Annotated in this window: 20 protein-coding genes; 8 read left to right on the top strand and 12 right to left on the bottom strand. The window is 71.0% G+C overall.

What is annotated here, in order from left to right:
- Positions 1-472: 472 nt before the first annotated feature.
- Both msrA and HV826_RS28405 read right to left on the bottom strand, forming a co-directional pair.
- Positions 473-1,129, bottom strand: a complete 657-nt coding sequence (msrA, locus tag HV826_RS28410; protein ID WP_176420101.1) for a peptide-methionine (S)-S-oxide reductase MsrA — start codon at positions 1,127-1,129, stop codon at positions 473-475.
- A 95-nt stretch (positions 1,130-1,224) separates the two neighbouring features.
- On the bottom strand, positions 1,225-3,270 hold the full coding sequence (locus HV826_RS28405; RefSeq protein WP_176420100.1) for an ATP-binding protein: 2,046 nt from the start codon (positions 3,268-3,270) through the stop codon (positions 1,225-1,227).
- A 179-nt stretch (positions 3,271-3,449) separates the two neighbouring features.
- On the opposite strand from HV826_RS28405, the gene HV826_RS28400 reads away from it, so the two are divergent.
- From HV826_RS28400 to HV826_RS28390, 3 genes are all read left to right on the top strand, one after another.
- Complete coding sequence (locus HV826_RS28400) at positions 3,450-4,412, top strand: ornithine cyclodeaminase family protein (RefSeq protein WP_176420099.1); 963 nt, start codon at positions 3,450-3,452, stop codon at positions 4,410-4,412.
- Complete coding sequence (locus HV826_RS28395; RefSeq protein WP_217918823.1) at positions 4,409-5,797, top strand: MFS transporter; 1,389 nt, start codon at positions 4,409-4,411, stop codon at positions 5,795-5,797. The genes HV826_RS28400 and HV826_RS28395 overlap by 4 nt, the downstream gene beginning before the upstream one ends.
- 213 nt (positions 5,798-6,010) lie before the next feature.
- Positions 6,011-6,304, top strand: a complete 294-nt coding sequence (locus tag HV826_RS28390) for a DUF2892 domain-containing protein (protein ID WP_255208272.1) — start codon at positions 6,011-6,013, stop codon at positions 6,302-6,304.
- 38 nt (positions 6,305-6,342) lie between these two features.
- Here the strand turns inward: HV826_RS28390 and HV826_RS28385 are convergent, their stop codons facing one another.
- Complete coding sequence (locus HV826_RS28385) at positions 6,343-7,263, bottom strand: NmrA/HSCARG family protein (protein ID WP_176420098.1); 921 nt, start codon at positions 7,261-7,263, stop codon at positions 6,343-6,345.
- Between the two features lie 227 nt (positions 7,264-7,490).
- Here HV826_RS28385 and HV826_RS28380 point away from each other — a divergent pair, with 227 nt between their 5' ends.
- Complete coding sequence (locus HV826_RS28380) at positions 7,491-8,102, top strand: hypothetical protein (RefSeq protein ID WP_176420097.1); 612 nt, start codon at positions 7,491-7,493, stop codon at positions 8,100-8,102.
- Here the strand turns inward: HV826_RS28380 and HV826_RS28375 are convergent.
- On the bottom strand, positions 8,095-8,496 hold the full coding sequence (locus tag HV826_RS28375; RefSeq protein ID WP_255208273.1) for a DUF2203 domain-containing protein: 402 nt from the start codon (positions 8,494-8,496) through the stop codon (positions 8,095-8,097). The two genes, HV826_RS28380 and HV826_RS28375, sit on opposite strands and share 8 nt — an antisense overlap.
- 936 nt (positions 8,497-9,432) lie before the next feature.
- Between HV826_RS28375 and HV826_RS28370 the strand changes: the two genes are divergently transcribed.
- On the top strand, positions 9,433-9,741 hold the full coding sequence (locus tag HV826_RS28370) for a hypothetical protein (protein WP_368671010.1): 309 nt from the start codon (positions 9,433-9,435) through the stop codon (positions 9,739-9,741).
- A gap of 14 nt (positions 9,742-9,755) precedes the next feature.
- On the opposite strand, the gene HV826_RS28365 is transcribed toward HV826_RS28370, so the two are convergent.
- The 7 genes from HV826_RS28365 to HV826_RS28335 form a co-directional block, all read right to left on the bottom strand.
- Entirely contained in the window at positions 9,756-10,559 is an 804-nt protein-coding gene (locus tag HV826_RS28365; protein ID WP_176420094.1) for a hypothetical protein, read from the bottom strand.
- Positions 10,560-10,676: 117 nt separating this feature from the next.
- Positions 10,677-11,171, bottom strand: a complete 495-nt coding sequence (locus tag HV826_RS28360) for an endonuclease V (RefSeq protein ID WP_176420093.1) — start codon at positions 11,169-11,171, stop codon at positions 10,677-10,679.
- Between the two features lie 17 nt (positions 11,172-11,188).
- Entirely contained in the window at positions 11,189-12,409 is a 1,221-nt protein-coding gene (locus HV826_RS28355) for a DUF1444 family protein (RefSeq protein ID WP_368671009.1), read from the bottom strand.
- A gap of 157 nt (positions 12,410-12,566) precedes the next feature.
- Complete coding sequence (locus HV826_RS28350) at positions 12,567-13,286, bottom strand: c-type cytochrome (RefSeq protein WP_176420091.1); 720 nt, start codon at positions 13,284-13,286, stop codon at positions 12,567-12,569.
- Positions 13,283-14,533: a YncE family protein gene (locus HV826_RS28345; protein WP_176420090.1), complete on the bottom strand. Its 1,251-nt coding sequence runs from the start codon at positions 14,531-14,533 to the stop codon at positions 13,283-13,285. Before HV826_RS28345 ends, HV826_RS28350 begins: the two co-directional genes overlap by 4 nt.
- Positions 14,530-15,147 carry a hypothetical protein gene (locus HV826_RS28340; RefSeq protein WP_176420089.1) on the bottom strand — a complete coding sequence of 206 codons (618 nt, stop codon included), beginning with the start codon at positions 15,145-15,147 and terminating at the stop codon, positions 14,530-14,532. The genes HV826_RS28345 and HV826_RS28340 overlap by 4 nt, the downstream gene beginning before the upstream one ends.
- Positions 15,147-16,490, bottom strand: a complete 1,344-nt coding sequence (locus HV826_RS28335; RefSeq protein WP_176420088.1) for a hypothetical protein — start codon at positions 16,488-16,490, stop codon at positions 15,147-15,149. Before HV826_RS28335 ends, HV826_RS28340 begins: the two co-directional genes overlap by 1 nt.
- Before the next feature lie 142 nt (positions 16,491-16,632).
- Here HV826_RS28335 and HV826_RS28330 point away from each other — a divergent pair, with 142 nt between their 5' ends.
- From HV826_RS28330 to HV826_RS28320, 3 genes are all read left to right on the top strand, one after another.
- Complete coding sequence (locus tag HV826_RS28330; RefSeq protein ID WP_176420103.1) at positions 16,633-17,673, top strand: aldo/keto reductase; 1,041 nt, start codon at positions 16,633-16,635, stop codon at positions 17,671-17,673.
- Positions 17,674-17,796: 123 nt separating this feature from the next.
- Entirely contained in the window at positions 17,797-18,978 is a 1,182-nt protein-coding gene (locus HV826_RS28325; protein WP_176420087.1) for a cyclic nucleotide-binding domain-containing protein, read from the top strand.
- 14 nt (positions 18,979-18,992) lie between these two features.
- Positions 18,993-20,210 (top strand): cyclic nucleotide-binding domain-containing protein, encoded by a 1,218-nt coding sequence (locus HV826_RS28320; RefSeq protein ID WP_176420086.1) that lies wholly within the window; start codon positions 18,993-18,995, stop codon positions 20,208-20,210.
- A gap of 84 nt (positions 20,211-20,294) precedes the next feature.
- Here HV826_RS28320 and HV826_RS28315 read toward each other — a convergent pair whose 3' ends face one another.
- A complete protein-coding gene (locus HV826_RS28315) occupies positions 20,295-21,488 on the bottom strand; it encodes an OmpP1/FadL family transporter (RefSeq protein ID WP_176420085.1) in 1,194 nt (397 codons plus the stop codon).
- Positions 21,489-21,492 lie beyond the last annotated feature (4 nt).

The following is a 21,492-nucleotide window of genomic DNA, read 5'->3' as shown; positions in this document are numbered from 1 at the left end:
GTGCGGGTTGGGTTGTTTGTATTTTATTGCGTCCAGCCCAGACGCGGATGCGTCCCGTGGGACGCGGACGATGTATGGGGTTTTGGCTAGGGCCGCCGGGCGATGCCTCGCGAGGCTAGGTGGCCACCGCCCGTGTCGCGGTGGCCACCAGGGTCTCGCCTGACTACTTGGTGAAGGAGATGGGCCCGTTGGACAGCGTGCCGTTGCCCGCGCCGTCCGCGGCGCGCACCCGCACGTAGCGCCCGCCGCCGCTCAGGCCGGTGAGGTCATATGGGGAAAAGCGGACCGTTGGAGAAAGTAGGGGAAGGGGTGAACCAGCACGCAGCGACGATGAACGGCGTCCGAGCGGTCCTTTCCTTTCTGCCGCCTATTCTATTCCTTCGGCATCACAACAAATTCAAATCGAGGCCTGGGAATGACTCAAGTCGAGAAAGGCGCGTGTGTGGCCTGGGGCGCACGTCGGCGTCTGGCTTCAGGCGGTGACGCCCACGCCCACCGGGCAGCTCACGCCGGTGCCGCCCAGGCCGCAGTAGCCCCCCGGGTTCTTCTCCAGGTACTGCTGGTGGTAGTCCTCGGCGTAATAGAAGGGCGGCGCGGGGAGCAGCTCGGTGGTGATGGCGTCGAAGCCCCGGGCCGCGAGCGCCTTCTGGTACGCGTCCCGGCTCGCCTCGACGGCGCGCTGCTGGGCCTCGCTGGTGAAGTAGATGCCGGAGCGGTACTGCGTGCCCACGTCGTTGCCCTGGCGCATGCCCTGCGTCGGGTCATGGCTCTCCCAGAAGACGCGCAGGAGCTGCTCGAAGGACACCTTCTTCGGGTCGAAGACGACGCGGACGACTTCGTTGTGGCCGGTGAGGCCGCTGCACACCTCGCGGTAGGTGGGGTTGGGCGTCAGGCCTCCGGCGTATCCCACCGCCGTGCTGTACACGCCGGGCGTCTGGTAGAACTTCCGCTCCGCGCCCCAGAAACACCCCAGGCCGAAGTAGACCTCCTCCAGGCCTTCCGGCACGGGGCCCTTGATGGGTGTGCCCAGCACCTCGTGCTTCTCCGGGACGGGCATCACGTCCGAGCGGCCCGGCAGCGCCTCCTCCGGGGTCGGAATCCTCGGCTTCTTGGTCGGATTGAAGAACATGTCCCAGGCATAGCGGCCCGCCGGGCGCGATTCACCCCTAGAAGAGGCAGGCGTGCGGGCATGGGGTGGTAGGCCGTCCCACCTGCCGCGCTGCTTCAGGTGCTCCCGAGCGTCGTGAGGGTGCGGGGCCAGTGGACGGTGAAGGTGGTGCCCTGGTTCCGGTTGGAGCGGACCTCCACGCGGCCCCCGTGTGCGCCGACAATCTGGCTGACGATGTAGAGGCCCAGGCCCAGGCTGCGCTTCTTCCTCGCGATGTCCTGCGGTAGCGCGCTCACGGGCATGCTCTTGAACGGGTTGAAGATGCTCGGCATCAGCTCGGCCGCAATCGGCTCCCCGGTGTTGTGGACCTCCAGCACCACCTCACGCGCCTCTCCGCGCACCGTGACACACACGGGCCTGTCCTCCTGGCCATGCTGGAGGGCGTTGGCCACCAGGTTGCCCAGCACCTGCGACACCCGGTCCGGGTCCCAGTTCCCCTGGGTGTCTCCGCTCGCCTCGAGCCTCAGCGTGCGCTCCGGGGCGCTGACTTGGAGCTCCTCCAGCGTCGCCTGGCACACCTCCGCGAGGTCCATGGGCTGGCGGGCCACGGGAAGCCCCCCGCCCAGGCGGGTGCGGGCGAAGTCGAGGATGTCCGTAATCATGCGCCCCATGCGCGCGGTGGCCTTGCGGATGCGGTCCACGGCGCGGCGCTCGGGCGGCGCCAGGTCATCGGACCGCGTCAACTGGAAGGCCGAGGCGTTGATGGCGTTGAGCGGGTTGCGCAGGTCGTGTCCCAACACCGCCATGAGTTGTTCCCGGAAGTCCACCGCCCGCTGGAGCACGGCCTCGGCCCGCTTGTGGTGGGTGACATCCACCACCGTGCAGCTCAAGCCCAGCACCCCCTGGTCGGGCGTGCGGACCGGGTGGAAGCTGGCCTGCCACGTCCGCAGGTCTCCGGGGTTGGTGAACTCGAACGCGTCCACCGGCTCACCTGTCTCAATCATGCGGCGGAACATGGGCTCGAACATGCCCACGGCCGTCACGGGCGCCATCTCCTGGAAGCGGCGGCCCAGGTGGGCTTCCGGCGAGTGGCAGTTGATGTCCGCCATGGCCTGGTTGACGCGCACGAAGCGCAGGTCCCGGTCCAGCAGGGCGATGCCCATGGGCGTGGAGGCCAGCAGCGCGTCCAGCTGTGCCAGTGAGCGCTGGGCGTCCGCGTGGGCCTGACGCTCGCGGGCCTGGAGCCGGTCATGCACCAGGTACGCGGTGGTCCGCTGCGCCATGGTCCGGAACAGGAGGGCGTCCGGCTCGGAGAAGACGAAGGTGGTGCGCGAGCTCATGTACGCGATGCCCAGGAGTTGGTCGCCGTCCAGCAGCGGCACGCCGTAGACGGCGCGCAGCCCTTCCTGCTTCAGCGCGGGCAGCGCGATGCGCGGGTCCGTGGACGCCGAGCGCAGTGCCAGCGGCTGGCGCTGGCGGGCCACCTCGCCCGCGAAGCCCTCGTCCAGCTTCAATGCCGCGCCGAGTGTCTCGTCCGCGCCCAGGCCCACCGCGGCGCGCACCACCAGCGCGTCCCCCTCCACCAGCAGTAGCGCCGCCGAGTCCACCGAGAGCGCGGACTCCACCAGGACGGAGAGCAGCCGCGAGGGGAGGCCGGCCATGGAGGGGCTCTCCAGCGCGGCCTGCGTCATCCGGTCCAGGGCCTGGAGGATGCGCTGCCGTCCCTGGGAGAAGGACGTCATCGTCCGGGTGACAATCCGGTCCAGCGCGTCCTCCATCCGCTCCAGCTCGCCCGGCGCCAGGAAGGCCGCTTCAGCTTCCAGCCTGTGGAGGATGCACTTGCGCAGGAGCGCGTACTCGGACGCCACCTGCCCCAGGTTGAAGCCGGCGTCCAGCCGGGACATCGCGTGCTCGTCCGGCAGCGTGGTGAGGGTTTCGTCCGAGTCGTGGTCGATGAGGTTCGCGAGCACGTAGAGCAGCTGGGGTACGTGGTCCAGCAACCACGAAGGCTGCGTCGCGTGCCCTCCGTGGAGCGTTCGCATCGCCTGCTGCCAGTCCTCCAGCACTTCCCCCTGATGGGCGCGCAGGAACTCCGCGGCCTTGAGCGTCCGAGCCCCGGAGGCCTGCTTGTCGCCCGCTGTGCGGGACTCTGTCTCCAGCATCACCGGCCTCCCGAGGCCCTGGGTCCGCCCACGCCGCCGTTCACTTCCATTCTGGGGACGATAGCGCCCGCGTGCCTCGTCCCACCGTCCGCCTGGACGTCCAACTTCGGGCGCTTGCCGCCGTAGCCGCACGCTGTGGAGCTGTGGGCCCGCACGGGCTCGGTTAGGGTGTCTGCAAGATGCGCACGCTCCTGCTGACCCGCTCCGACGTCTCCCGCAACCTGCAGGCCCCCCTCTTGCTGGAGGACATGCGCGAGGCCTTCCGCACCGACGCCCTGGCGCGCACCGTGGCGCCGCAGCGCGCCCGGGCCTCCCTCCATGCCGAGGGCACCGCCCTGGTGCTGTTCCCTGGCAGCCTGCCCGCCATCCCCGCCTACTCCGTGAAGGTGCACGCGAAGTTCCCCGGCCAGTCGCCGGCGATTCGAGGCGTGGTGCACCTGCACGACGTCGCCACCGGCGAGCTGATGGCGGTGATGGACGCCGGCCACCTGACGGCGGTGCGCACGGGCGTGGTGGGCGCGCTGTCGGCGGATGTGCTGGCGCGGCCGGACGCGAGCCGGGTGGCGCTCATCGGCGCGGGCCGGCAGGCGGTGCTGCAGCTCAAGTCGTTGCGGCTGGTGCGCTCGCTGACGCACGTGCGGGTGTTCGACACGGCGCCGGAGCGCTTGCTCGCCTTCGCCACGCGCATGTATCAGGAGTTGAACCTGCCGGTGCGGATGGCGGAGACAGTGGAAGAAGCCGTCTCCGACGCGGACATCGTCGTGACGGCGACGTGGAGCCGTCACCCCTTCCTGTACCCCGGCCTGGTGCGGCCGGGCACGCACCTCATCGCGCTGGGCGTGGATGAGCCGGGCAAGGCCGAGCTGTCCGCGGAGCTGCTGCGCCAGTCGCGCTTCATCGTCGACCACCGGGGCCTGGCGGTGTCCACCGGCGCCGCGGGCGCGGCGGGCCTGGGGGAGGAGGCCATCCACGCGGAGCTGGGCGAGGTGCTGGCCGGCCTGAAGCCCGGGCGCACGTCGGCGGAGGACGTCACCGTCTTCGCGGCGGTGGGCCTGCCCTTCCAGGACCTGGCGGCGGCCTGGCACGTCTACCAGTCGGCCCAGGGTGACGACGCCGTGGGCGGGGTGGACTTCGACGCATGAGGCGCAGGGTGCTGGGGCTCCTGTCGCGCATGGGCCTGACGCGGCCCGCGCTGCGCGCGTGGGCGATGTACGACTGGGCGAACTCGGCCTTCATCACCACCGTCGTCACGGTGGTGTTCCCGCTCTACTACGCCTCCGTGGCGGCGCAGGGCCTGCCGCGCGAGGTGGCCACCAGCCGCTTCGCCACCGCCACCGCGGTGGCGCTGAGCGTGGTGGCGGTGCTGTCACCGGTGCTGGGCGCGCTGAGCGACCGGGCCGGGCGCATCAAGCACATGCTGGGCATCTTCGCGGGCCTGGGCATGGTGTCCACGCTGGCGCTGGCCACGGTGGGCCCGGGGGACTGGGAGTGGGGCCTGCTGCTCTTCGGCTTGGGCAACGTGGGCGTGACGGGCAGCATCGTCTTCGCGGACGCGCTCTTGCGGCACATCGCCCGGGACGACGAGCTGGACCGCGTCTCCACCGCGGGCTACGCGCTGGGCTACCTGGGCGGCGGCCTGCTGCTGGCCGCGCAGCTGGTGCTGCTGATGAAGCCCCAGTGGTTCGGACTGGCGGACGCGGGGGCCGCCTCGCGCGTGGCCTTCGCCTCCGTGGCGGTGTGGTGGGCCGTCTTCTCGGTGCCCCTCTTCCGGCGCGTCCCCGAGCCGAAGCCGGACGTGTCCGTCCCACGTCCCCCGCTGTCCCCGCGCGGCATCTTCACGCAGCTGGCGAGCACGCTGAGCGGGCTGCGCCAGCACCGTCAGGCCTTCCTGTTGCTGGTGGCCTACCTGCTCTACAGCGACGGCATCGGCACCATCATCCGCTTGTCCACGCTGTACGGGACGGAGCTGGGCATTGGCCGGGGCGCGCTGATTGGCGCGCTGCTGCTCACGCAGGTGGTGGGCGTGCCGTGCGCGGTGCTGTTCGGCCGGGCCGCGGGGCGGGTGGGGGTGAAGCGCGCGCTGATGTTCGCGCTGTCGGTGTACATGGGGGTGACGTTCCTGGGCTACTTCATGCGCACGCCGGCGCACTTCTTCGCGCTCGCGTTGCTGGTGGGCATGGTGCAGGGCGGCAGTCAGGCCTTGAGCCGCTCACTCTTCGCGCAGCTGGTGCCCCGGGACAGGGCGGCGGAGTTCTTCGGCCTCTTCAGCGTCTTCGAGAAGGTCACCGCGGTGGCGGGCCCGCTGGTGTTCGCGGCCACGGTGGAGCTGACGGGCTCCAGCCGGCAGGCGGTGCTGTCCCTGCTCTTCTTCTTCGTGTCGGGCGCGGCGGTGCTGTCCCGGGTGGATGTGGCCGCGGGGCGGCGCGCGGCCCGCGAGGCGGAGGCGCGTGCCGGATGGCGTGGCGACGGCGCACCGGAGGCCACCTCGGCCCTGGAGGGCGCACCGGACCCGGGCCGCGGCGTCTGAGCCGTCCGTGCGCCGCGGGTGGGACTTCCGGGGGCGCGGTGGAGCCCGCGTGAGACTGCGGGCGGGCGCTCGGTTAGGGCCGCCGCGCGGGCGGGGCCGTGTTGCGTCGCCACCGGGTGCCTGCCCGCCTGCCCGGCGTTCCACCCGTGCGGGGCTCTGGCCCGGGTGGCCGCCCGCCAGGACGTGGCCATCTTCGCCCCTGGGGAGGTGCATATGGTCGTTGGTTTCTTGGCGTCGCGGCCGGGGCGGTGGCTCCGCATCGTGACGGGCGCTGGGATGGTGGTGGGCGGACTGGCGTCAGGGACGTCGCGAGGCGCGGCGGTGGCGCTCTTGGGCCTGGGACCCCTGGTGGCAGCGGCCCTGGACTGGGTGCCCATGGCGGCGCTCTTCGGCCTGCCCATGGACGGCCCGACGCTGCGGCGCGAGCTGGGGGTGACCGACGAGGCGTCGTTGTTGGAGGGCTTCCCTCGCGCGTCCAGGCGGGACGTCTCGCCGACGCTTCACTGAACGAAGGCCCGCCGCGCCGGGCGCCGGGCCTCGGGGGCTCATGGGGAGACGGGCTCCGCGGCGGCATGGGGCCACGCGGGAGAAGTCAGGCCGCTCCAGTCCTGTCCGCGCGCCCAGTCCTCGAAGGTGTGCCAGCGGACCTCCGGGAAGCGGTGCCGCAGCGTGAGGACATCCGCCTGGTAGCCCTTGCGGTCCAGCCACTCATACATGGCGGCCAGGTCCTCGCTGCGCTCGCGGATGTAGTCCAGGGAGAGCTGCTCGTAGTGGATGCGGTGGCCGCTCACCATGGACAGCAGCCCGGCGGCCTGCTGGCCCGTCACCTCGTCGGAGGCCACTTCGATGCGTTGCTCCTCGAAGCGCTCCGGCTCCTCCATGACGCGGACGGAGAAGGCCGCCAGGTCCTCCAGGGCCACCATCTGCAGGCCACGCGTGGGCGACAGGCCCATGGCGAGCACGCCCGCCTTCAGCCCTTCCTCGAACATGCCGCTGGTGAAGTTCTCCATGAAGAAGGTGGGCCCCAGGAGGGTGTAGGGCAGGCCGCTGCCGCGCACGTGCATCTCGATGCGGTGCTTGCTGTCGAAGTGGGGGATGCCCGTCAGGCGGTCCGCTCCGGCCACCGACGAGTAGACGTAGTGCTGCACGCGCGCGAGCCGGGCCGCGTCCGCCAGGTTCTTTCCGTGGCGGACCTCCGCCTGCACGCCGCCCGGGCCAAAGGGCGTGGCGGCGGCGAACATGGTGTCCATGTCGTGGGCGGCGTGGGCGATGGAGTCCAGGTCGTCGTAGTCCCCGACGGCCAGCTCGGCGCCGAGCGACTCGAGCTCCCGGGCGGCGGGGGAATCCGGAGGGTGGACGAAGGCGGTGACGCGGTGGCCGCGCTGCAAGAGCTTCCGTGCGACGGCACCGCCCTGCTGGCCAGTGGCGCCGGTAACGAGCACGGAGCGTGAGAAACCCATGGGCATGTGTGCACCTCGTGACGACAGATGTCCGGAAGTTGGGGATGACGGACGTCGCTGGCGAGCACACCGTGGGCGCATCGAGTCTCAGGGCCAGGGGTTGCCGGGCGGCCGGGCCAGCAGGCGGCCTGGGCGTCTGCTGTCTTGCCGCGTCGCTCCGAAGACCTTTGGGGCGCTCGGTGCTTGCTTGGGTGCGGCGCCTTCTCTTGGGAAATGTCATGGTCCCGCTCACGATGAGCAAGCGTGACAAGCTTCAGGACTCCGAGCTGGTGGCGGCCGCCCGGGCACTCGACGCGGAGTTGGTGCGCTTCGAAGCCCAGGCCGAGCAGCTCGAGCAGGCGCCACTTCAAGCCGAGAAGCACCTGGAGCGCGCCTCGGCGATGCTGCAGGGGCTGGCGGACCTGGATGAGCAGCTCCGAGGCCGGGTGACGGCGCTGGTGGGGGCCATCTCGAAGGTGCGGGACAGACAGCAGGCGCAGGCCGAGGCCATCCACCTGCGCGCGCAGGAGCTCCAGCGGCGCACCGAGGTCTTCAGGGATTTGCTCGTGCGCTATGGCGCCCTGGGACAGAACGCGGGCGAGCTGAACGTGCAGATGCAGCAGTTCGCGCAGCAGCGGCAGGCGGCGAAGACGCCGGAGGAGAACGCCGCGCTGGCGGGGACCTTCCAGGCGCTCCAGGAGCGGATGTCCCTGGTGGCGGACGAGGCCCATTCGCTGGCGCGGGCCGCGGAGGAGCAGGCGTTCCTTGACGTGGGCCGGCAGGCGGACTCACTGCGTCAGCAGCTGCTGTCGGCGCGGAACAAGATGTCGCTGTTGCAGGCGAGCTTCGGCGGTGGCGCTAGCTGAGGTACGTGGGGGCGAAGTCGTCCGGGCTTTCGATGGGGCGCCGCCCCGAGAAGCCGTCGAGCAGGGCGTGCCAGTGGGAGACGGCGGGGTCTCCGAAGCGCCAGCACAGATAGACTTGCTCGCCGCCTCGGTGGGCGCGGAAGTCCACGAGGCCGTCGGCGCTCTTGATTTCCAGCCCCATCTCCTGGAGCTGGAGGAGCTCGCCGCGGATGCGCTCGAGGAGGGTGTCGCGCTCGTCGCGCAGGGAGGCCAGGCTCGAGTCCTTGGGGTTGGGCGCGGCGCCCAACTCATCCGCGAGCTGCTGGGCACGCTCCACCCACGGGCGGACCCGTTCAAAGGTGCGCGTCAATAGCGGCACCAGCCGGTTGGCTTCTTCCACGCTGAAGTAGCGCATCCCCCCGAGCATGCATCGGCGGGGCCCACGGCCGCTACTGTCCCGGCGCGCAGGGGCGCAAGCTTGTCGCCCAGTCCGCGCTGGGCTGCGTCACGCGGGGATGGGATATAAGCGGCTGTCAGTCGCTTCAAGTCAGCCTTTGCTGCTTGAATCCGCTTCACATGGAGGACTCATTGTCTATGAGGCTCGCGGCGGCGTTTCTGTTGTGCTCGCTCGGATGTTCGAGTGCTTCGCTTCAATCGGAGGCGTCTGACGACTACGGGTTCGAGACAGGGAGTCGGCACGTATGGGTACGTGGCCCTTGGGCGGACATTGAACCGTCCCGTGACGTGGACGCGGTTATCGACCAGCTATGCCCTGCGGTGATGCGACTTCCTCGCGCAAGTGAACGAGATTATGGCCAGGAATATTGTGGCCTCATCTACTCCTTGGGCGACGGTGTTTTCTATGCCAGCAAGGGCTCACCCTTGGGGGAAACGCAGTTGGTGGGAGCCTCCAGGCGAAAGTCGTGTTTTTCGCCTCGCCGCGTGGTCGATGGGCGTGGACGAACTGTCCCCTTTGCGGATTTCCATAGCCATCCCTGGTCGCCTTCGCCCATGTCCCCCAAGGACCGACAGGGTGGCAATCAGCGATGGTTCATCAGGCTCCAGTTCGATACGTCATGTCACCTCCAAAAGCTGATACCCCATGTTGGCGAGACGCGACCAGGTGAGGTCTATGAGCGTGTGGATAGACGATGGAGACTCGTGGGGATCATCAAGCCCGAGGACAAGGCAGTTGGCCGCATCACCGCGATTGAGGACGTGCGAGACTAAGATGCGCCTCGGGCTGCTCGTTCCGCTCTGTTTAGCGCTGCTTCCAGGCTGTGCGTTGTTTCGGCCCGCGCCTCGGCCCGCGAAGGCGCCGCCTGACGAAGCCGCGCGCTACCGATTTCCCGTGGTGCTACCCACTGATGGGCAGCACGTCCTGCCGGGGGCGATTGCCGCTGCTGTCGCGTTCGCCATGGAGGACTTCCTGCCGCTGGGTGCGCAGCCTCGTCGGGGCGCGACTCCCACGGAGGTTTGTGCCTCGCAGCGCCAGTCCTACGACGTGACGGCTGTTCCGGCGGCGGATGCCGTGGTCTTCGTCAGCTTCTCCGCCCGGCCTGACGCCTGCCGCGACATGGAAGGACCTCCCCTGTCGGACGTTCCCATCGTCTACGCCGTGGATACGGCCAGGTGGGTCATTCTCTCCGTGCAGAAGTAGCGAGGGCCCGCGCGCTATCGGCCGCGCAGCAGGGACGCGTGATTGTCGTCCAGCCAGCGCTGGGCTGTGTCCCGCAGCGGGAACAGGGCTTCGCGCTCACGGAAGGCTGACGTGTGCTCCGGTGCGCAACGCCCCTCGGTGCTCGTCCCGTCGTCGAGGTCCGCGTGCAGCATTGCGTGGAAGACGAGGTAGTCCACCACGAACGCGGGCACATGCGGCCGGTCCAGCGCCGGATGGATTCGAATCTCTCGCAGCCGCGCGTCATAGCCGCCGACGTGGATGCTGCGCCGCTTCGTGCCGGCCGGCTTGCGCGCCCACCCCACGTCCACCTGCACCCGGCCGTCGAACCAGCTCGCGTTGAGCCGGGCGAAGACGGCCTGCAGGTCGAAGCAGCGGCCTCTCGCGCGCAGCGGCTTCCCTGGACGTCGCTCCCGGCGGACCCGCTCGCTGTGCGCGTGCGCGTAGGACTCCAGCACCTCGCCCGCCTGTGCATCCGCCCGGCCCGCATACGCCGCCATGGCCTGCACCACCGCATCCGGCGCGCCAAGGAAGAGGTGGTGCACGCGCAGACGCAGGCCTTCTTCTCCCCGACGAAAGCTCACCAGCGTGGCCCGGTTGTCCGTGAGCCGCAGGTGGACCGGCACGCCGAGAATCGAAGACAACCGCCGCGCCAGGTCCGCCGCCAGCGGGAGCGCTTCCTCACGGGCCGGAGTCCGGCTCCGCACGCCAGTGCTCGCGCGCGGCTCCGTCTCCACGTCCGCGCGCTCAGGCGCCGCCGTGTCGAACAAGCCCAGCTGTGAGGTCGGGTGCGAGGGCATCCACCGTCAAAGGTAAGCCTCCCGGCGCGAGGATTCCAGGAGGATGCTCGCCCCCCGGACGAAGAGGCGCCGCTCGCTGTTCGGAAATGTCGGGGGTTTATCGCCGTCGCCGCTCGCTCAGGACGCGCGGCAGAGCCGGTCCACCCGGTTCAGCATCGTGGGCGTGCGAGACGCTCCATGCATCCGCCGGATGTGCTCCGCCGCCGTGGCCGCGTCCATGCCCGCCGCTCCGACGAACAACGGCCGCAGGCTCTTCCCCCGCACCACGGGCACCGAGGGCCCCGTGGTGACATAGGCCGTCTTCGCCACGCCAATGACGGGCACCTCCCGGTTGAGCGCCTCGTACAGGTGCGCCCCCAGCCCGGGCCGGTCCTCGCCGAGCCACGCATAGCCATCCACGATGATGGCCTCCAGTGGCACCTCCACCCGCGCCAGCACCCGGAGCAGGTGCGGCAGCTCGCGGCGGTAGAACTGCCCGGGCTCATAGGGCGCGGCGGCGGGCCCATGCTCCACCAGGTGCGAGGCCTCGTGCCCATCCGCCCAGTTTCGGAACAGCACGCACCCGGCCACGGTGAGCTCGGGGCGGTAGTCCACGTCCACGCAGGCAAGCATCGCTTCGTCCTCCCGACTCAGGGCGCCTGGAAGTCCTCGAAGGAGACCTGCGCGGCGCGAAGCTGCTCCACCATCTCCGGGGAGGGCGTCTGCGTGGTGCGGTATCGCGGCGGCCACAGCTCCGGCACCGGCGTGAGACAACCGCCCGCGATGCGCTGCACCTCCCGCCACGGCACGGTGAAGAACTCCTCGCCTTCCGCAGCGGGACGCACGGCGACCATGTCCGCCTCCGGCAGCAAGGCGTCCACGTCGTGCGACCAGACACACCAGGAGATGGGGAACTCGTCCCGCTTGCGCGCCGTCGCGCTGTAGCTGGCGACGAACAGGTCCACCTCCTGCTCCGCATGAAGCGCGTCGAGCGCCTCCTTCTGCGCGCTGTACTCCGCCAGCGCCAGGCGGACGTGGGCCAGCCGCACCCGGTTCGCCAGCGCGTCCTGCCCGGGGTGTACGTAGGGCACCACGCGCCCCGCGTCGTCCACCGTGTACAGGGCGGGCGTCAGGCACCGGGACGCGGCCGCGTACTCCCGCTCCGCGCTCTCGCTCAGCCGCGCCACCAGCTCCGGACGCGCGTCACCACCGATGAGCAGCGTGGAGCGCTCCGGGAGGACGGCGACGGGTCGGCCCTCCACGCGACCGGCGAAGGACGCGAGGAACCCCGGGCGCAGCAACCGGGACGTCTCGTAGGTGTCGCGCGTCTCCACCGTCCATAGTGGGCCGTGCTCCTCGTCGTAGAGCTCCACGCCTTCGTCCGGAAGGCGGACCAGGTTCGCGTGGGCCGCCGTGAAGGCCTCCTCCTCGGTGACGCCCCACGTCTCCAGGTGCCGGCGCTGGACGAACATGGCGGACTCCGGAAGGTCCATCACCAGCAGCTCGCGCAGGAAGGGCAGCGTGCGCCGTCCCACCATCTCCCGGTCCGCCTCCGCCTGCTTCCGCAGCGACATGCCGAAGGTGGACGCGCGCAGCACGGGCAGCAGCAGCTCGCGGGCCTGCTCCCAGTGGAGCGAGTCCGGCGACTCCTGCCACAGCGCGCGCAGGTAGCGCTGGATGAGCTGGACGCGCTGCTCGGGCGGCAGCTCGCGCGTGTCCGCGAAGAGGTTGTCCAGGAAGAAGGTGCCGTCACTCCCGGCGCGGGTGATGTCGAGCCCGTAGTCCTGCGTGCGCCGCGCCACCTTCTCCACCGCCGGGTCGGCGCGCAGCAGGGCCTCCACCTGTCGCATCAGCGCTTCGCGCGGCTCCACCGCCCAGTCCTTGGAGGGGCCGGGAGGAACCTCGGCGGCCGCTGGTGTCTTCCTCCCGAAAAGCCTGCCCCAGAACCCCATGCTCGCTCCCACGTGTGTGTCCGCGGCGAGGTTATGTCCGGTGGCCCGTGTGCTCCACCGGAACACGCAGGTCCCGTCACAAAGTCAGGAACGCGAGCAATGCGCCCAGGTCCTCGTCGGACAGGGCCTCCAGGCTGTAGAGCGGCATGTTGCCCCCGACACCGAAGAACTGGCCGTGCCGCACCTTCTCGATGACGACCAGGGACTTGGGCACGCCGGGGAACAGCGCGTCGTAGTCGTCCGTCACCTCCGGCAGAATCGACGCCAGCTCGGTCAGCCGGCCCGCGCCGGTGTGGGGCTCGCCGTGGCAGCTCTGGCAGGCCTCCACATAGACTTGCTGTCCGCGCGTCACGTCACCGCGCGTGACTTCGACGATGTCCTTCACCACCGTGAAGGGGCGCGCCGGCGCGGACGGGCTCGGGCTGATGCTCACCAGGTACTCGTACAGCGCCCGGCTCCGCGGCGAGTCCTTCGGCAGCGGCGTCACGCCCCGCATGAAGTTCACGTAGCAGAAGTTCACCGCGTCCAGCAGGCGCGTCTCGAAGCCTCCCCACCAGCGCTCCCGGAACGCCGAGTCATACAGCGTGTAGCCGGAGTCCATCCGCCCCGCGGGCGCGGTGGGCGTCGTCGCGTGGCACGTCGCGCACGAGAAGCTGTTGAAGCCGCTCTCCGACAACCGCGAGTCGTTGAACAGCACCTCGCCGTACTCCGCCGCCGGCACGCGGCCATCGCCGCCGTCGTCACAGCCCGCCATCACCAGGGCCAGCGCCACCACACCCCATGCCGCGCGCTTCATGGCTGCCCCCGCAGGATGCTCACCGAGTCCGGGAAGATGCCCACCTCCACCGTGCCCACCACCGTGCCTTCCTCCAGGTTCACCGCGTGCAACGTGCCCGGCCCCACGTGGTCGCCTTCGCAGACGACCAGGCCGATGCGCTCGTCGGGTGTCAGCGTGACTTGATGCACGTTGAGACAGCCGGCGTCCGCCAGCGGCACCTCGCGCAGCACGGTGCCCGTCTCCGGGTCGATGACGGCCAGCGCGTCCACCAACTGGTAGGGCATGTACAGCGTGCGCCCATCCGCGGTGAAGGCGCCGAACATCGGCGGCCCGCGCAGCGCCACGGCGCGCTCGGGCATCATCGCGCGCGTCTGGGGGTTGAGCACGTGCACCTGCCGGCTGGCCATGGAGCTGACCCAGACCTCGCCCGTGGTGGGGGACTGCGTCAGCGCGTAGGGCTGGTGCCGGGGCGTCACCGCGCCGCCCGAGCCCGCCGCCACCTTCACCCGCGTCACCGGCGTGTCCGCCTCCGCGAGGTCGACGATGGCCACCTCGTCCGACCAGCAGGCGATGTAGGCCGTGCGCTCATCCGCGGACAGGCGCACCGCGTGGGGCGCGGGGCACACCTCCACCATGTCCTTCCGGGTCATCGTCCGCGCGTCGATGATGGCCAGGTTCGCGTTCATGTCGGATTCGGGGCGGCCCTGGCGCGCCATCTCGGCGATCTTCAGCGTGTCGAAGTGCGTCTGGTACAGCGTGTTCCCATCCGCGCTGATGATGACGTCGCCGGGGTTGGGGTTCACACGCACCGAGCCCACGAGCCGGTTGTCGCGCGCGTCCAGCTTCAGGCAGTAGCCGTCATCCGCGCCCGTGCCATGGGCCCCGTGCGGCCCCGAGCCGCCCCCTGGCACGTAGTTGGAGATGCCGACGTAATAGAAGTCCCCCGCCGGCGACACGGCGGTGTGGTGCGGTCCTTCCAGCTCCACCGGGTTGAGCCCCACCGGCACGCGCGCCAGCTCGCGGAAGTCCGGCGTGCCCACGGTGTTCAGCTCCACCAGGCTGAGCGTGTCGTCCAGGCTGTTGGTGACCAGGATGCGTCCGCCGGGGCCCGGCGGTGGAGTGAACGTTCCTTCCCGCCAGGGCTCGTCGTGCGCGTAGTCCAGCCCTTCCGGTGGCGTCACGCCCACCACCCGCGCCGAGCGCTCATCACAGCCGGCCATCAGCAGCGCCAGCGCCGGCATCCACCACGGGGTCCGGTGCTTCATCGTGAAGTCTCCATGCGGATGGTGCGGGGTGACTCCAGGCGATACGGACCTTCCCGCAGCCGGTTCTGGACCAGGTAGGCGCTGGTCACCTGGACGCGGAGGTCCTGACCCGAGGCCGCACGGAGCGCGTCCCAGGTCGCCGCGTCGAGCTGCCACGCCATGTCCGACGTCAGCAGCTCCACCGGACACCGCCGCCCGGGCACGGTGACCTGCACCCAGTAGAAGTCGCCGGTGACGGGCGGCAGGTGCGCCTGGGCGGACGGCAGCAGCAGGTTGCCCAGCCACGCCAGCATGGAGCGGGGCGTCCGCGGCGCGTGGGATGGAAGCCGGGAGGCCAACGGAGACGTCCAACGCCACGTAGGCGGCGCCGCGTCCATCGCATACGTCTGCCCCGGGAGGGGGGACTCCAGCGTCACCGCCATGGAGCTGTCGGTGGGCCGGCCTTGCGCGTCGACGAAGGTGCGCCACGCCTCGTCGGTGGCATCGCCGCTGTAGAGCGGCTCGCCGCACGCTTCGACGGGTGGCGCGTCCTCGCCGCCGTCGCAGGCGGTGCCCAGCACCAGCAGCGCGGCCGCGCAGGGGGCCCACAGCCGCGTTCGAATCAAGAGTGTCATCAAGAGCCTATCGGTGCGGACGCCGTGGGTCCACGGCGCCTCGGGAGGAGGGAGGACAGCAGCAACAGCAGGGGCAGGGTGGGGCCCGAGGTGGCGGCGCAGCCACCGGCCTTCGGCTCGGGTGGCTGTTGCCCCGCGTCGGCGGTGCCCGCGTCCGGTGTCCCCGCGTCCGGCGTGCCCGCGTCCAGCGGCGGTGGCTCCTCCACGCCACCATCCGGGTAGAGCGGCGCGCCGAGCTGCTCCGCGAGCTGCGGCCAGCGGGCGGGGCAGAGGTCCCGCACGGGGGTTCCACGCGGGCACAGCTGCGTGCCCTGGATTTCGTACAGCGCGAAGAGGTGCTCCCAGGTGCGGCCCTGGTCCGTGCTGCGCGCCAGGGCCCAGTCATGCAGCCAGGTGGAGCCGCAGCCGTAGAGCGTCTCGCCGTCGCGCAGCACGCACGCGTTGCCGGTGGGCAGGGGCTGCTTCTCCAGCGGGCCGGTGCTCGAGCCCATGAAGAAATAGTTGAGGGTGCCCACCCAGGCGGTGCCGCCGTCGGAGGACAGGTCCATGTTGATGAACGTGTCATCCAGCACCGTCACCTGCGTCAGCGTGCGGCCCCCGTCCTCGCTGCGCAGCAGGTGCGTGTAGCCCTGGGCGGACACGCGCACCCACACCCCGTCCACGGCGACGGGGTCCACCGCCACCACCGTCAGCGCGTAGGGCCGCAGCAGCGCTGGAAGCGCATGGGGGAACTCCTGCCAGGTGTCGCCCGCGTCGTCGCTGCGCAGCACCACCATCTGGTTGTTGGAGACGCCCGACACGTAGAGGCGGCGGGGGTCCACCGGGGACACGCGCACCGCGTTCAGCTCCAGCCCCGTGCGCAGCAGCGGCGTGGCGGTCCACGTCTCCCCGCCGTCGTCGGAGCGGTACACGCCGTTGGCGATGCCGGGCCGACCGGTGACGGCGTGGAAGACGCGGTCATCGGTGGGGTGGGCCGCCAGCCCCGTCACCCAGGTCGACTTGAAGAAGGGGTGCGTGCGCCAGGAGCAGCCCTCGTCCGGCGAGTGCAGCAGCGCGCTGCCGGTGGCGGCGAGGATGTCGCCGGTCTCCCGCCACAGGTAGGCCTCCGGGCGCCACCCGCCATACCCCATGGCATCCGGACACACCCAGCGCCACGTCTTTCCGCTGTCGCGGGAGATGACCGCGCCGAACGTCGTCCCGGAGAAGAAGTCCTGGGGGTGGCCTCGGCGGAGGGTGACGTTGGAGGTCTCCGGGAGGCCCGCGTGGGCCTGCGCCGCCGCACCAGGCAGCAAGGCCAGGAGGGAGGCGACGGTGCTCCAGGCGACCGTGATGCGCGACTTCATGCCAATGGACTCCGGGAGAACGTGCCGGCCCCCACGTTAACGTTCGCCTCGCCGGAGCATAGCGGGGGGAATCGCGGCCCGGGCCTCGCATTCCCGTTGAGCGCCTGGAGCACGCCCGTTACCAGGAGGCCCCTCTATGGGAATGGAATATCGGCAGCTCGGCGGCGCTGGCTTCAAGGTTCCGGTGTTGACGCTCGGGACGGGGACCTTTGGAGGTCAGGGGGACTTCTTCAAGGTGTGGGGCAGCAGCGGGGTCGAGGAGGCCACGCGCCTGGTGGACATCAGCCTGGAGGCCGGGCTGAACATGTTCGACAGCGCGGACAACTACTCGCGCGGCCTGGCGGAGGAGATCCTGGGCAAGGCCATCGCCGGCCGCCGGGAGAAGGTCCTCCTCTCCACGAAGGGCACCTTCCGCTCGGGTGAGGGGCCGAACGACGTGGGCTCCTCGCGCTTCCACATCACCCGCGCGGTGGAGGCCAGCCTGAAGCGGCTGGGCACCGACTACATCGACCTCTACCAGCTGCACGCCTTCGATGCGCTCACGCCCGTCGAGGAGGCGCTGCGGGCGCTCGACGACCTCGTGCGCGCCGGGAAGCTTCGCTACATCGGCGCGTCGAACTTCTCTGGCTGGCACCTGATGAAGTCGCTCGCCACCTCGGAGAAGTACGGCCTCGCGCGGCACGTGGCGCACCAGGCGTACTACTCGCTCGTGAGCCGGGAGTTCGAGTGGGAGCTGATGCCCCTGGCCCTGGACCAGAAGGTGGGCACCGTGGTGTGGAGCCCGCTGGGCTGGGCGCGGCTGACGGGGAAGATTCGCCGAGGACAGCCCCGGCCCGAGGGCTCCCGCATGCAGTCCTCGCTCAACGCCCAGGGGGCGCCGCCCCTCTCCGAGGAGTACCTCTTCCGCGTGGTGGACGCGCTCGATGCCGTCGCCGCGGAGACGGGGAAGACGGTGCCGCAGGTCGCCCTCAACTGGCTGCTCCAGCGCCCCTCCGTGTCCACCATCGTCATTGGCGCGCGCAACGAGGAGCAGCTCCGGCAGAACCTGGGCGCGGTGGGGTGGAACCTCACCGCGGAGCAGGTGGCCCGGCTCGACGCGGCCAGCGCGGTGACGCCCACCTATCCGTACTGGCACCAGCGCGGCTTCGCCGAGCGCAACCCGTTCCCGACGAAGGTGGACTGAGCCGGGTCAGGTGCCTCGCGAGGATGCTCGCCTCCCTGCATGGGGTCTGCTACGCACGGCGTTGTATCCGGCACGTGGAGAGCCCAGGGGGTGGGCCCAGGGGTGCCTGGGGGAGTTCACGGCATGGCACGTTCCACGATGGAGCCCGCGCACGGTGACGAGCTGCCCGCCAGCACGGGCACGAGGCCCTTCTGGGAGGCGGTGGCGCAGGGGACGGTGGACGTGGCCGTCCGCACCTACGAGGCCCTGGCGGCGTCGCGGCGGGACGCCGTGCTGGCGGAGTCCTCGCGCGCATCCGCGTCCGCTCGCGCCACGCTGGTGTCGGTGCTGCGACGGGCGCGTGACTTCGCTGGCGCCGCGCGGGTGCTGGAGATGGAGGGCGCCGCGGCCGACGTCGCACAGCTCCACGAGCAGGCGGGCGCGCTGCTCCTGGCAGCGGAGGCGTGGCTGCGCGCGGGCGAGCCGACCCGGGCGGCGGCGGCCTTCGAGCGCGGCGGCGCGCTGGAGCGGGCGCTGTCGCTGTACCAGTCGCTGCGGGCGCGCGAGGGCATGGCCCGCTGCCTCACCCGGCTGCGCCGCCCCATGGAGGCTGCGGCGGTGTACCGCGAGCTGGGCAACCCACACGCGGAGCTGGAGTCCCTGCGCGCCGTGTCCCCGGACATCGCGGTGGCGCGGCGTGAGGCGGTGCTGCGGATGAGCGCGCTGCTGGACGCGCAGGGGGATTCGTGGCGGGCGCTGGTGCTGCTGGCGGATGCGCTCCAGGCGCCGGAGCTCCAGGGGGACATCGCGCTCCAGGCGGAGCACACGCGGCTGCTGCGTCACCTGAACCTGAATGGCGGCCCGTCGGTGGAGCCCGCCCGCGCGCAGCAACCGCCGCCGCCGGACGGCTACGAATACCTCAAGGCCATTCCCCTCTTCGGTGAGCTGCCCCTGGTGGACATGAAGGACCTCTATCAACTGGCGCGCCCGGTGCAATTCGCGCAGGGGGCCACGGTGCTGGAGAAGGGCGCGCCCGGCTCGGGGCTGCTGGTGCTGCTGGAGGGGACGGTGGACGTGCTCGTCGGTCCGGAGCCCGGCGCCCGGTTGCTCAACACGCTGGGGCCCGGGGCCTTCATCGGCGAAATCTCCCTCATCCTGGACGGAGACACGTCCGCGCAGGTGTGCGCGCGCACGGCCGTGCGGGCCCTGCGGGTGACGCGCGTGGACTTCCAGCACTACCTGGACACGCACGAGGCGGCCGCGCTGCGCATCCTCCGCCTCTTCACGGAAAAGCTCGCGGAGCGCGTGCGCGCGCTCAGCGCGTAGCAAGGGAGGCGGCCATGGCGCACGGGCACGGCGCGGACAGGGAGCGAGCCGTCCAGCTCGCCAGCGAGGGCAAGCTGGAGGAGGCCCTGGCGGAGTACCAGGGCGTGGTGAAGGACGCGCCGGACGACGCGGAGGTGCGTCAGAAGGTGGCGGAGTTGCTGGAGTGGCTCGGCCGTCCCTCGGACGCCGCCGCCGCGTACCAGGAGGCCGCGCTGGCCTGGACGAAGGCGGGCCAGCCCCTGCGCGCGGTGGCCGCGTGCGTGGCCCTGCCCCGGCTGGGCGCGACCCACGCCGCGTGGGTGCGCACCGCGCGCGTGCTGGCGGAGCGCTTCGCCCTGCCGCCGGGCGCCACGGTGTCCGTGGAGGCCACCCGGGTGCAGGTCACGGAGGAGGGCGCCAATGGGCTGCCCATCCTCTCGCAGGTGAGCCGGGAGGCCTTCGTCGCGCTGCTCGAGGCGCTCCAGGTGCGCGCCTTCTTTCCGGGCCAGACGGTGGTGGAGGAGGGGACGCCGGGCGCCTCCATGTTCGCCCTGGTGGAGGGCCGCGCGGACGTGGTGCGCGCGCTGGAGGACGGCCAGCGGCGGAGCGTGGGCACCGTGACGCCGGGGGACTTCTTCGGGGAGCTGGCGCTCATCTCCGAGGGGCCCCGGCTCGCCACCGTGGTGGCCACCGAGCGCGCGGTGCTGCTGGAGCTCACGCGGCAGCACCTGGAGGCGGTGGCGGCGCGGCATCCGGACGTGACGGCGGTGGTGGAGGCCTTCTACCGGCGGCGGATGGTGGAGAACCTGCTGCGCAGCAACCCGCTCTTCAACCAGCTGACGCCCGCGCAGAAGGCCGCGGTGTCGCGCGACTTCGAGCTGCGCTCCGTCGCCGTGGATGAGGTGCTGATGACGCAGGGCCAGGCGGGAGACGCTTTCTACGTGCTGCTTCGCGGGCGCTGCACGCCGTGGCTGGAGCAGCCCCATGGGCGGCGCGTGGCGCTGTCCGCGCTGCGCGAGGGCGACGTCTTCGGTGAAATCTCCCTGCTGCTGGACAAGCCGGTGTCCGTCACCGTGCGCGCGGACGTGGCGGGCGTGGTGCTGCGGCTGGAGCGTGACGCCTTCCAGAAGCACCTGCTCAGCCAGCCGGGCCTCAAGGGGCAGTTGATGCGCATGGGCACGGAGCGGCTCCAGCGAACGGCGCAGGCGCTGGCCTCCGGGCGCGTGCTGCACGACGGAGACCTGCGCGTCTGACGCGAACGGCGGGCGCTGGAAACACGACGCCCGGGCCTCCGTGAGGAGACCCGGGCGCGGTGAGGTCCGGACGGTGCCGGAAGACTACATGGTGTAGCCGAGCGTCAGCCCGAACACCTGGGCCGTGCCGTTGTAGACACCCGTCATGCCCGGCGCGGTGCTGTTCTTGTCGGACAGGTTGACGAACTGGTAGGCCGCGTCGACGCGCACCGCGCCGAAGCTGTAGCCAACGCCCGCCGACACGCCGAAGCGGTCCGCGTCCGGCAGGTCCGGCGTCAGCGTGTCATCCGGGCTGGGCGCCGGGTCCAGCAGCACGCCGGCGCGCACCTGCAGCGCGTCGGTGATGCCGTACTCGCCGCCCAGGTGGAAGTTCCACGTCGAGCGCCAGTTCTTCGGCAGCGGGTTGTTGATGGCCGGGTTGTCCGGGAACTCGATGGCGAGCTCCGGGAAGCTGGACCAGCCCACCCAGTTGGCGTCGAACGCAATCGTCAGGCGGTCCAGCGGCGTGACGGCGATGCCCGCCACCACCGACTGCGGCAGCTTCACGTCACCCTCCACGCGGGTGTCCGGCAGGCGGGCCTGGAAGGCCGGCGGCACGTTCTGGAAGTCCGCGTCGCCCTTGAACGTCATGCCGATGGCGCTGCGGTACTGCACGCCCAACGTCACCAGCTTGGGCACCACCACGGCCTGGACGCCGGCGTTGAAGCCGAGCCCCCAGCCTGCGCCGCCCAGGTGCACCTGGCCCTCGCTGGTGACGAAGCCCAGCGCGCGCTTCAGCTCCAGCGTGCCGCGGGTGATGTTGAGGCCCGCGCCCACGCGGAAGCGGTCGTGCAGCTGGTACGCCACCGTGGGGTTGATGTTGTAGATGGACAGCCCGGACTCCTGGGAGCGGAAGCGGCCCACGAAGCCGTCTTCCCACCGGCTGCTCGCGCCGAACGGCGTGTAGAAGCCCACGCCGGCCGCCAGCGAGTCCGTGATTTTGTACACGGCGAACACGTGCGGCGGCGGGGACAGCGTCGTCTTCTGCCCCTGCACCGGGCCACCCGTGGGGGTGAACTGCAGGCTGGGGAGGATGCCCGTGACGCCCGCGGTGATGTCCAGCTTCTCCACGCCCAGGATGTTGGCCGAGTTGGAGTAGATGGCGGACGAGTCGTCCAGCCACGCCGCCGCCGCGTTGGCCATGCCCGAGGAGCGGGCGCTCTGGGTGTTGACCTGGAAGCCCGCGGCCTGGGTCGTCCCGGCGGCGAGCAACGTGATGAGGGAGAGTGTCTTCTTCATGGGG

The sequence above is a fragment of the Myxococcus sp. AM010 genome (assembly GCF_013372585.1).
Taxonomy (GTDB): domain Bacteria; phylum Myxococcota; class Myxococcia; order Myxococcales; family Myxococcaceae; genus Myxococcus; species Myxococcus vastator.
Note: the sequence above shows the minus strand (reverse complement) of the source record. Positions and strands in the feature narration are given on the sequence as shown.

Bases quoted from the DNA above. Each gene is read 5' to 3' on its own strand.
- HV826_RS28320 (WP_176420086.1), top strand. From the start codon at position 18,993: ATGGCGCACGGGCACGGCGCGGACAGGGAGCGAGCCGTCCAGCTCGCC.
- HV826_RS28405 (WP_176420100.1), bottom strand. From the start codon at position 3,270: ATGCTGGAGACAGAGTCCCGCACAGCGGGCGACAAGCAGGCCTCCGGG.
- HV826_RS28330 (WP_176420103.1), top strand. From the start codon at position 16,633: ATGGAATATCGGCAGCTCGGCGGCGCTGGCTTCAAGGTTCCGGTGTTG.
- HV826_RS28340 (WP_176420089.1), bottom strand. From the start codon at position 15,147: ATGACACTCTTGATTCGAACGCGGCTGTGGGCCCCCTGCGCGGCCGCG.
- HV826_RS28400 (WP_176420099.1), top strand. From the start codon at position 3,450: ATGCGCACGCTCCTGCTGACCCGCTCCGACGTCTCCCGCAACCTGCAG.
- HV826_RS28375 (WP_255208273.1), bottom strand. From the start codon at position 8,496: ATGCGCTACTTCAGCGTGGAAGAAGCCAACCGGCTGGTGCCGCTATTG.
- HV826_RS28315 (WP_176420085.1), bottom strand. From the start codon at position 21,488: ATGAAGAAGACACTCTCCCTCATCACGTTGCTCGCCGCCGGGACGACC.
- HV826_RS28365 (WP_176420094.1), bottom strand. From the start codon at position 10,559: ATGCCCTCGCACCCGACCTCACAGCTGGGCTTGTTCGACACGGCGGCG.
- HV826_RS28380 (WP_176420097.1), top strand. From the start codon at position 7,491: ATGAGCAAGCGTGACAAGCTTCAGGACTCCGAGCTGGTGGCGGCCGCC.
- HV826_RS28345 (WP_176420090.1), bottom strand. From the start codon at position 14,533: ATGAAGCACCGGACCCCGTGGTGGATGCCGGCGCTGGCGCTGCTGATG.
- HV826_RS28390 (WP_255208272.1), top strand. From the start codon at position 6,011: ATGGTCGTTGGTTTCTTGGCGTCGCGGCCGGGGCGGTGGCTCCGCATC.
- HV826_RS28335 (WP_176420088.1), bottom strand. From the start codon at position 16,490: ATGAAGTCGCGCATCACGGTCGCCTGGAGCACCGTCGCCTCCCTCCTG.
- HV826_RS28350 (WP_176420091.1), bottom strand. From the start codon at position 13,286: ATGAAGCGCGCGGCATGGGGTGTGGTGGCGCTGGCCCTGGTGATGGCG.
- HV826_RS28385 (WP_176420098.1), bottom strand. From the start codon at position 7,263: ATGCCCATGGGTTTCTCACGCTCCGTGCTCGTTACCGGCGCCACTGGC.
- HV826_RS28360 (WP_176420093.1), bottom strand. From the start codon at position 11,171: ATGCTTGCCTGCGTGGACGTGGACTACCGCCCCGAGCTCACCGTGGCC.
- msrA (WP_176420101.1), bottom strand. From the start codon at position 1,129: ATGTTCTTCAATCCGACCAAGAAGCCGAGGATTCCGACCCCGGAGGAG.
- HV826_RS28325 (WP_176420087.1), top strand. From the start codon at position 17,797: ATGGCACGTTCCACGATGGAGCCCGCGCACGGTGACGAGCTGCCCGCC.
- HV826_RS28395 (WP_217918823.1), top strand. From the start codon at position 4,409: ATGAGGCGCAGGGTGCTGGGGCTCCTGTCGCGCATGGGCCTGACGCGG.